General features: G+C 57.2%; 11 protein-coding genes. 2 read left to right on the top strand and 9 right to left on the bottom strand.

What is annotated here, in order from left to right; genetic code table 11:
* Positions 1 to 21: 21 nt before the first annotated feature.
* From CE491_RS05780 to CE491_RS05800, 5 genes are read right to left on the bottom strand one after another with little or no spacing between them, the layout of a single operon-like run.
* Positions 22 to 1,113 carry a minor capsid protein gene (locus tag CE491_RS05780; protein WP_199885005.1) on the bottom strand — a complete coding sequence of 364 codons (1,092 nt, stop codon included), beginning with the start codon at positions 1,111 to 1,113 and terminating at the stop codon, positions 22 to 24.
* Positions 1,034 to 2,494, bottom strand: a complete 1,461-nt coding sequence (locus CE491_RS05785) for a DUF4055 domain-containing protein (protein WP_110947396.1) — start codon at positions 2,492 to 2,494, stop codon at positions 1,034 to 1,036. The genes CE491_RS05780 and CE491_RS05785 overlap by 80 nt, the downstream gene beginning before the upstream one ends.
* Positions 2,494 to 3,819: a phage terminase large subunit family protein gene (locus CE491_RS05790; protein ID WP_110947397.1), complete on the bottom strand. Its 1,326-nt coding sequence runs from the start codon at positions 3,817 to 3,819 to the stop codon at positions 2,494 to 2,496. Before CE491_RS05790 ends, CE491_RS05785 begins: the two co-directional genes overlap by 1 nt.
* On the bottom strand, positions 3,794 to 4,270 hold the full coding sequence (locus tag CE491_RS05795; protein WP_110947398.1) for a DUF2280 domain-containing protein: 477 nt from the start codon (positions 4,268 to 4,270) through the stop codon (positions 3,794 to 3,796). Before CE491_RS05795 ends, CE491_RS05790 begins: the two co-directional genes overlap by 26 nt.
* A gap of 32 nt (positions 4,271 to 4,302) precedes the next feature.
* Positions 4,303 to 4,926, bottom strand: a complete 624-nt coding sequence (locus CE491_RS05800; protein ID WP_110947399.1) for a putative metallopeptidase — start codon at positions 4,924 to 4,926, stop codon at positions 4,303 to 4,305.
* A gap of 152 nt (positions 4,927 to 5,078) precedes the next feature.
* Here CE491_RS05800 and CE491_RS05805 point away from each other — a divergent pair, with 152 nt between their 5' ends.
* Positions 5,079 to 5,405, top strand: coding sequence for a DUF883 family protein (locus tag CE491_RS05805; RefSeq protein WP_110947400.1), 327 nt, complete (start codon positions 5,079 to 5,081; stop codon positions 5,403 to 5,405).
* A 75-nt stretch (positions 5,406 to 5,480) separates the two neighbouring features.
* Positions 5,481 to 5,927 (top strand): hemerythrin domain-containing protein, encoded by a 447-nt coding sequence (locus tag CE491_RS05810; protein WP_110947401.1) that lies wholly within the window; start codon positions 5,481 to 5,483, stop codon positions 5,925 to 5,927.
* A 36-nt stretch (positions 5,928 to 5,963) separates the two neighbouring features.
* Here the strand turns inward: CE491_RS05810 and CE491_RS05815 are convergent, their stop codons facing one another.
* The 4 genes from CE491_RS05815 to CE491_RS05830 form a co-directional block, all read right to left on the bottom strand.
* Entirely contained in the window at positions 5,964 to 6,410 is a 447-nt protein-coding gene (locus CE491_RS05815) for a proteasome subunit beta (protein WP_110947402.1), read from the bottom strand.
* A gap of 50 nt (positions 6,411 to 6,460) precedes the next feature.
* Positions 6,461 to 6,745: a hypothetical protein gene (locus tag CE491_RS05820; RefSeq protein WP_110947403.1), complete on the bottom strand. Its 285-nt coding sequence runs from the start codon at positions 6,743 to 6,745 to the stop codon at positions 6,461 to 6,463.
* On the bottom strand, positions 6,742 to 7,029 hold the full coding sequence (locus CE491_RS05825; RefSeq protein WP_110947435.1) for a hypothetical protein: 288 nt from the start codon (positions 7,027 to 7,029) through the stop codon (positions 6,742 to 6,744). Before CE491_RS05825 ends, CE491_RS05820 begins: the two co-directional genes overlap by 4 nt.
* Positions 7,030 to 7,031: 2 nt before the next feature.
* A partial coding sequence (locus CE491_RS05830; RefSeq protein WP_110947436.1) for a peptidase M48, Ste24p occupies positions 7,032 to 7,318 on the bottom strand: 287 nt, incomplete at its 5' end.

A 7,318-nucleotide genomic window follows, 5' to 3' on the forward strand; every position in this document is an offset into this window, starting at 1 on the left:
CGCGCCCTTTGAGGTGGGCGCTCAGTTTACACCGGCACGCTTGAACATTTCCGGTTCAATCTCCTTGAGCTCGGCCAGCGTGAGCGGCTTGAACTTGCTGTTCAACTGAAGCGTGGCGAACTTCTCAGGAGTGAGCCCGCCATTGCGGAACAGTTTGCCCCGGACAGGGCCGAGTGCGGCGTCCTGAAAGCTGGCGGGCTGTGTGGCCAGCCACGTGTAGTACGTCAAAGAAGCGTCAACCTGCCCGCCGCCGCCATCCCCGACTGAGGCGCGGGTAGCGCCCTTAGAAAAGAAGTCATCGAGCCTGGTCACAGCCGTGGTGGTCGATCGGCAATTGATGTGCGCTGGCGGCAGCGGACCTTTGCCAACTTTGAACACACGGCCATCGAGCCCCTTGCACTGCTGCGAGGTCTTTCGATCCAGCGTCGAGACCCAGCGATAGCCCTGCACAACGTCCGGATTCGCCTTGAGCGTCTCCATCCTCGCCGTCGTGGCCACATGCTGGATGGCCGTTTGCACCACCGATGCGGCATTGCGGTTGCTGATGGCGAGAACGCCGTCAGTGAAGTTCTGTGCCGCAGTACCACGAACAGCCTGGATGATCTGCGCATTTGTCTGGCCCTGGCCGAAGCCGAGCCTGATGGTGTTGGTCACTCGCATTGTCTCCGTGCGAGACCAATCATTCAGGAAGCGCTTCAACAACTTTCCGCCGTCGATGCCGGTCACTTGGAGAGGATATGAAAACACCGCCGCGCGGATCACCGCGTTGCTCGGCACAACAGCATCAATCGAGAACGCATGGTTGAGGCTGCTGGCTTCGAACGTCGACTCATACAGCGCGATATCGACCAGATCGGCCTGCACCACGTCGGCATATGCCTTGTAGATGTCCAGCAACTTGCCGTCGACCCGCGCCAGAAACTCTTCCAGACGCTGACGGCTGTAGGTGGTCAGCTCCTTGCGGGTGAGCTGATCGCGCACCACGGCGTCGATCTTGCGCAGGTACTTCTCGAACTTTTTGACCTCGCCAGCTTTAAGCCGCTCGATCATCACCGAGTGGCGCGTCGTCTGCTCCAGGAGCTGTGCGTCCTGATTCGCCGGTGCCGTCGCCATTTTCGTTGTCCAGGTTGATGCCAGCCGATTCGCGCTCATCGCTTATCAGGGTGGCTTCCTCTTCGTAAGGGCGCTCCGGCAGCTTGCCGGTGGTGAGGTACATCCAGTAGGTGTCCGCGCTGACGGTGCCAGCCATGACAGCCTTTTGCAGTTCTGCCAGAACCTGGGCATCCACATCTGGGATGATGAACTCAGGATTGACGGTGAATGTCACCTGTTTCGGGTCGTAGCCCTTCCATTCGGCCGCATACCGCAAACCTTGCTCCAGCGCCTCAGCAACTGTCACGACAATGCTGTGTAGCGTCGCGTGCTGGTCATTCTGGCGGGTTTTACGCGCCTCGCCGGATTCGGCATCGCCCGAGACATCCATCACCTTGGCGCCCGCCTCGAGCGCAGCGTTCTTCTGGTCTTCCATGGCTGTGCGCACGGCTTCAATGCCGGCGCCTTGGAATTCCAGATAGCCACATGAGCCGTTCGGGCCTAGATCCCAGGCTGCGGATGGGCCGGTGACGCTCAGCTCTACCTTGTCATCAAGACCAGCAACCCACGGCTGCGGATGGCTGGTCTGGTGCAGTGCGGTGAAGTAGTCAGCACTCAGCTGGTAGGACTTCAGCGCGGCTCTGGCCATCGTCAGCAGCGGGACTTCGTCGACATCCGGCGAGTTGTCGGTTGATCCGCAGTAGATCACCGGTAGGTAAGGCAGCCCCTTGACGAGACGATTGTCTGCACCGGTGGTGCCGAGGGGCTTCAACTCTTCGAGCACCGCACCGTCTTCGCCCAGCACTTCGCTGTGGCAGACACCGTCAATCATCTTGAAGACGCGATAGACCAGCTTGCACTCGTGGTCGTACTCGTCTTCCTTGCTGTCCCTGAATTCCATGAACACGACCAGGATCAAGTCCTGCCGCCCTCCCATGCTCCCAACCTTCCAGTTGATCGCGTTGCGCGTGGCGTAGGTCGAGAAATACGGCTCGCCGGTCTCGTCGATGTTCACCACCAGCGGCACCCGGCCATGGGAGATAGCCTGACGTACCATGCGGAAGAACAGCTGCTTGAGGCCGAATCCGTCCGATGTAGCGTTGTCTTCGAGCCCTTTCAGGCCCGAAGGCAGCTTGATCTCGGGAATCAGGCGCGATACCAGGCCCATCATCGAACGCAGCGAATCTCGAACCCAATGTTCGTACTGGGCACGGTCGGTGTAGTTCTCGTAGAGATATCGGTTGCCCGCGGCGTCAAGCTTTTCTGCCTCGACCATGCCGCTTGGCTTTGGCAGGTTCGCTGGGCTGCGCTTGATGGCGCATTCGCCTTCGAGCGCGTCGTCCATCATTCGCCACTCAGCGATGTGCACATCGTAATCGGGGTTTGTGGATTGAACAGGCATCAGGCAAGGCCTCCTATACGGCGCATGCCGGCTGTTTGAGTCTTGATCGGGTAGCGCTTAGCGATGAAATATCCGGCCGCGTCGTTCATATGGTCGTGACCCTTTTTCGGGTCTTTGTCCGGCTCGCCTTTGTCGGTGTAGGTCTGACGCTCAAGGCACTGCGTGAGCTGAGGGCATTGGTCGATGTTGACCTTTAGCCGACGCTCGCCGTAGGTGTTCAAGAACATTGCGTTGACGGAGTTAACCCGGTCTTTCACGCCTGGATTGGTCGAGTCCACCACAACGGTGAAGCCGGCCTTCTTGAGCAGCGACAGGTCTGACTCACTCGCATTCTTGCTGCTGGTGTTCTGGCCGCTGGCGTCCGGGTAGACAGCCACGCTGTGACCTGGGAACCGGGCCTGGATCTTCTCTATCATCTCCGGCGTGTCACGCACGCTGTGAAACTCGTCGAGGGCTAGGGGCAGGCCGTCGCGAACAACGTAAACGACCGCTGCCATCTTCATGACGTTGAAGTCCATGCCGATGTGAAGCGCCTCGCCGGGCTTGATGCGTTCGGTAGTCGCGCATTCCTTACGACTGAACGTGTAGTAGACGACGCCCGCGTAGTTCTCGAAGCTGGCTTCGTACTCTTGGCGGAAGGTCCGAGGATCCATCTTCCGGCGAGCCGCATCTAACTCTTCCGCGGGGACGTTTCCGCCCTGCAGTGATGTGTATTGCCAGCTCTTGTGATCAGGCTCGCCACCTGACTGACCGTCGCGATAAGTGTCAAAGCAATGGTTGAAGCCCTTCGGGGTGCCGATCCGCAGTGCATGCCCGCCCTTGCGCGTTTCGCCGCCCGGCAGCGTGTACTGACACGTCGAGAGCATTGGGCGAAGGACTTCTTCCCACGCAGCCCACGGGCAGTCGGCCCACTCATCCACCAGGACGAAGAACAGGCCGGAACCCCGCAAGTTGTCGTAGTTGTCGAGCCCCACCACGCGCATGACGTGGCCGGACTTGAGGGTGATCGAGCATTCCGTCTCGTTCGGACGGTGAGCGCGCCAAGCTTCGGGAATCGCTTGTTTGAGCCGACGCCAGAACACGCGCTTGGCCTGCTTGAACGTGGGGGCGCCGTACCAGATCTCGTCCTCGATGCTGACGCCCCACTCCGCAGCCAGTCGAGCCGCGCGGCGCATCTCAGCCTTACCGAGGAAGGTCTTGCCGAACCGACGACCACAGACCGCGTCCCTGAAACGGGCTTGTGGCTGGAACCCCCAAACGTAGATGTTGGCCTGCTTCGGCGTCAGCCTTACCGGCGCATCAAAGGTACGGGGTAGTCGGGACATTCTCGTCAGGCTCCAGGGTGTATTCAGCGACCGCATGCTGCTGATCAGCCTGGGAGCCCAGCGGCTTTTCAGGTTCGAGGCGGCGGTTCACGTAGACGTCGCCCACCTCTTTGGCTGCCTGCTCCAGCAATTGGGCAGTCAGCGCCATGTTTTTCATGTTCTCGGCCTTCTCGGCCATTCGTCCAAGCGTACGCAGTCGATAGGCACGGTTGGCAATTGGGATGTCTGCGGTCTCTTCTCGAAACCTTGTCCGGCACTGGTGGAACAGGTCAGCCCACTTTTGCCCAAGGCCCTGACCTGCATACTTTGTCGGATCGTGCGACTCACACTGCTGGCGACTGATATCGAGCCCGAACTCTGTCTTGACCGCTGCTACCACCTGAGAAGGCGTATCGAAACAGGCCAGAGCCTGCACAATGAAGGCTTTGACCTCGCTTCGTAGCACTGCCATATGGGATTCATCCGTCAAAACCTGTCACAGAATCAGGCCGACTTGAGCAGACAGGTTCCGCAGGCCCTCGAAATATTCAGTTTCCCCACCTCGGCGGGTTTGTTTGCAGCGTCGACCATCGCTTGAACCTCGACGCTCGCACCGTAGCGACGGACCACACCGACGAACTCTTCGACGTCATGACCACGAAGGCCGAGGCTGGGTTGTCCGTCCTGCTTGAACTTGGGAGCGCCGTACTGATCGAGCTTCTGTGCGATGTGATAAAGCTCATGTTCGACCAACGCGCAGAACTCGGCGTCGGTGCATTGGGCGCAGTAGTCAGCTGCCAAGGTGATGAGGAAGTCCGGCACTTCACCGAACCAGTCGATCATCTGTTGCTCTTGTCGAGCCTTCTGCCATCCACCGGCGCGGAAGGCAACCTGCTCGGCCTGGCCCAGTACGTGGCGACCTTGCTTCTCGAAGCTGGACGATGCCCACATCACCGCGATGTCAGCGTCGATCAGGTGCGCGTGGTCTGGGTTATGGATGCTGCCGGTCACTGAAAGGATCTGTTTATTGATCCACTCCCACGCTTCAGGCGCGGGCGTAAGCCGGATGCCGATGCCGGATTGCCCAGACAGCTCAAGCAGAGACGTTGGAGGGAATGGTCTGTTCATGCAAGCATCAATGAGCTCTGTCTGCTCCAGCAGCACATCAATCAATTTGTGACTGCCCCAAAGCGAGATGACAAGCGGCAGCGTTTAGAAGCGAACTTTTTTTGCAGCTCAGAACTCAATCCATTTCAAGTCATCCATAGCGGAGTTAGCAAATGGCACGAAAGCCAGCAGTAAATGAAACAGTTTCCCAGGCTAAAGACCTTGGTTACGAGCAGCTTCAAAAGCTTCTGAACGAAGCCAACAACCTACTCTCCGATGGAGAATCATTTGTGGGAGATAAGGCTGACGCTGCGCGCAAGAAGCTTGAGGGCATTTTAAATAAAGCAAATAGCATCATCCCGAAAGATGCTGAGGAAGCCGTTGAGAAAGGCAAAGAAGCGCTCAGTACAGCAGCGAACTATGCACAAGAAAAACCCTGGCACACCGCGGCAGTCGTCGGTGGCCTCGGCGTTGCAGTCTGGCTTTTGCTCAGGAGATAAACTGATCCCGTTGAACGCTGCCAAACTCAGCGCTCACCAATGAACCATAAGCCTACATGAGCAAGGAAATAGCACATGAACATATTTGAAGCGCTTAGAGAGAGCCATGACAGGCAAAGGGAAATGGCTGATGCTGTCATTCAAACCAGCGGTAACTCACCAGATCGCGTTTCTCGGTTTAAAGCCTTGAGGGATGAGTTGCACGCCCACTCAGTAGCAGAAGAAAGACACTTTTATATTCCGTTGATGAGCGACGACAACGGTGTGGATTTGAGCCGACATGCAATCGCTGAGCATCATGAAATGGATGAGCTCATTGAAAAGTTGGAAGAAGCCGACCTTTCCAGCCCAGGATGGCTGCCTTTAGCCAAGTCGCTCAAGGAAACCGTACTGCACCATCTGAAAGAAGAAGAGCAGAAGTTCTTTCAGATGGCGGGAAAGCTATTATCCGATAAAGAGAAGACATCTCTAGCTAAGAAATACAAAGCGGAATACGAAAAGCTTTTAGCAGATGGAAGTTAACGATCTGTAACAGGCCAACGGACTCATTGTGCCGCACTAACCCTGCGGCATTTTCTCTGCCTGAATGGTCAGCGTCCTTACCTGTCCGCCAGAGCACGTATCACGCTTCTTTGCCATCTCAATGGCTTCAGCAGCAGTCGCACCCATGTCCATTGCCGTCAGGGCGAATGGCGATCCATTACCAATAGCGTCTGCTCGATCCAGGCTGATTCTGTTCTTCCAGAACCCAGTCTTGTCATCGTGGCCGATCAGCCAGAGCGCTTCGCCATCGACCGCATAACCGGATGCTTCAACAGGTGCCGACCCGGCAGTGCCGAAATAGGCTTCAATCAACGCATCGAAGTCGCAGGTACAGCCTGTACACAGGAAGTGGACACCTTTGAGCGTCTGAAGCTTCTCGCAGTCGACATCCGTAATGGTCGTACCGCGAGTGCATCGGGAGCCATAGGCGATCACGTCATCTTTGTACGCAATGGTCGTCATTGGTACTCCGCGCCACGAAACGGACGTATCTCAAAACGTGGCGCGGACAATTACAGCGCTTTCTTCGCCAGGGCCACAGCCTCATCCCAGAACACTGGGAATTCATGCCCCAGGGCAGTGAGGATGGTCTCAAGCTTGGTGATCAAGTCTGTGGACTGGACAGCCGGAACTTCCGCCACAGCGGCAGTTGTCTCTGCCACGGGCACAACAGCGGTGTCGCCAGTATCCACGACAGCGGTATCAACAACATCGGTAGCTACAGTTTCATCAGCCATGACAGGCTCCTTGGTGAATAGCCCGGTGATCCAGGCACGGATGGTTTTAAGGATGTTCATCGTTGGCCTGCCTTACGGCTTTCTTCGCTATTCCATTCGAAAATGTGATGTCTACGCGCCCAGGCGTACAGGACAACCCCAGCATGCAGCGTGACCTCGAACAGGCTGGGAACTCCACCTTTCAGAAGAATCCCCAAAAGCCCGAAGGCACTCACCGTTACCAGGTAAAACGAGACGGCCAACAGCGGCTGCTCGAATGGACTGATACGACGTAGGTATTCCAACGCTGCAAGGACTACCAGCGCACATAACACAGCATCGACTGTGCTCAAGATGGTGTTCATGGTCATGAACCTCTTACAGAGCTGATCTGCCCGGCAAGCGCCTTTAGGCTGGGGATGATGTTCATCGCCAGCAGGCCGATCAGGAAGGCGACCCCATTTTGAGAATCTGCATCAGTCGGCAGATGGAAATATTGAACAACAAGCGAGGTGGTGAAGATCGCGGACACAAAGCCCGTGACCACCGCCGCGGCTGCCTGCTTACGAGTCAATCCGCGAAGAAACGTCAGTGACAGAACTGCACCGGCGAAACCAGCAAGCGCAACGCCGTACTTCGCCAGCAGTGCTCCTG

The sequence above is a fragment of the Pseudomonas bohemica genome, assembly GCF_002934685.1.
Classification (GTDB): Bacteria; Pseudomonadota; Gammaproteobacteria; order Pseudomonadales; family Pseudomonadaceae; genus Aquipseudomonas; species Aquipseudomonas bohemica.

Bases quoted from the DNA above. Each gene is read 5' to 3' on its own strand.
- CE491_RS05780 (WP_199885005.1), bottom strand. From the start codon at position 1,113: ATGGCGACGGCACCGGCGAATCAGGACGCACAGCTCCTGGAGCAGACG.
- CE491_RS05785 (WP_110947396.1), bottom strand. From the start codon at position 2,494: ATGCCTGTTCAATCCACAAACCCCGATTACGATGTGCACATCGCTGAG.
- CE491_RS05790 (WP_110947397.1), bottom strand. From the start codon at position 3,819: ATGTCCCGACTACCCCGTACCTTTGATGCGCCGGTAAGGCTGACGCCG.
- CE491_RS05795 (WP_110947398.1), bottom strand. From the start codon at position 4,270: ATGGCAGTGCTACGAAGCGAGGTCAAAGCCTTCATTGTGCAGGCTCTG.
- CE491_RS05800 (WP_110947399.1), bottom strand. From the start codon at position 4,926: ATGAACAGACCATTCCCTCCAACGTCTCTGCTTGAGCTGTCTGGGCAA.
- CE491_RS05805 (WP_110947400.1), top strand. From the start codon at position 5,079: ATGGCACGAAAGCCAGCAGTAAATGAAACAGTTTCCCAGGCTAAAGAC.
- CE491_RS05810 (WP_110947401.1), top strand. From the start codon at position 5,481: ATGAACATATTTGAAGCGCTTAGAGAGAGCCATGACAGGCAAAGGGAA.
- CE491_RS05815 (WP_110947402.1), bottom strand. From the start codon at position 6,410: ATGACGACCATTGCGTACAAAGATGACGTGATCGCCTATGGCTCCCGA.
- CE491_RS05820 (WP_110947403.1), bottom strand. From the start codon at position 6,745: ATGAACATCCTTAAAACCATCCGTGCCTGGATCACCGGGCTATTCACC.
- CE491_RS05825 (WP_110947435.1), bottom strand. From the start codon at position 7,029: ATGAACACCATCTTGAGCACAGTCGATGCTGTGTTATGTGCGCTGGTA.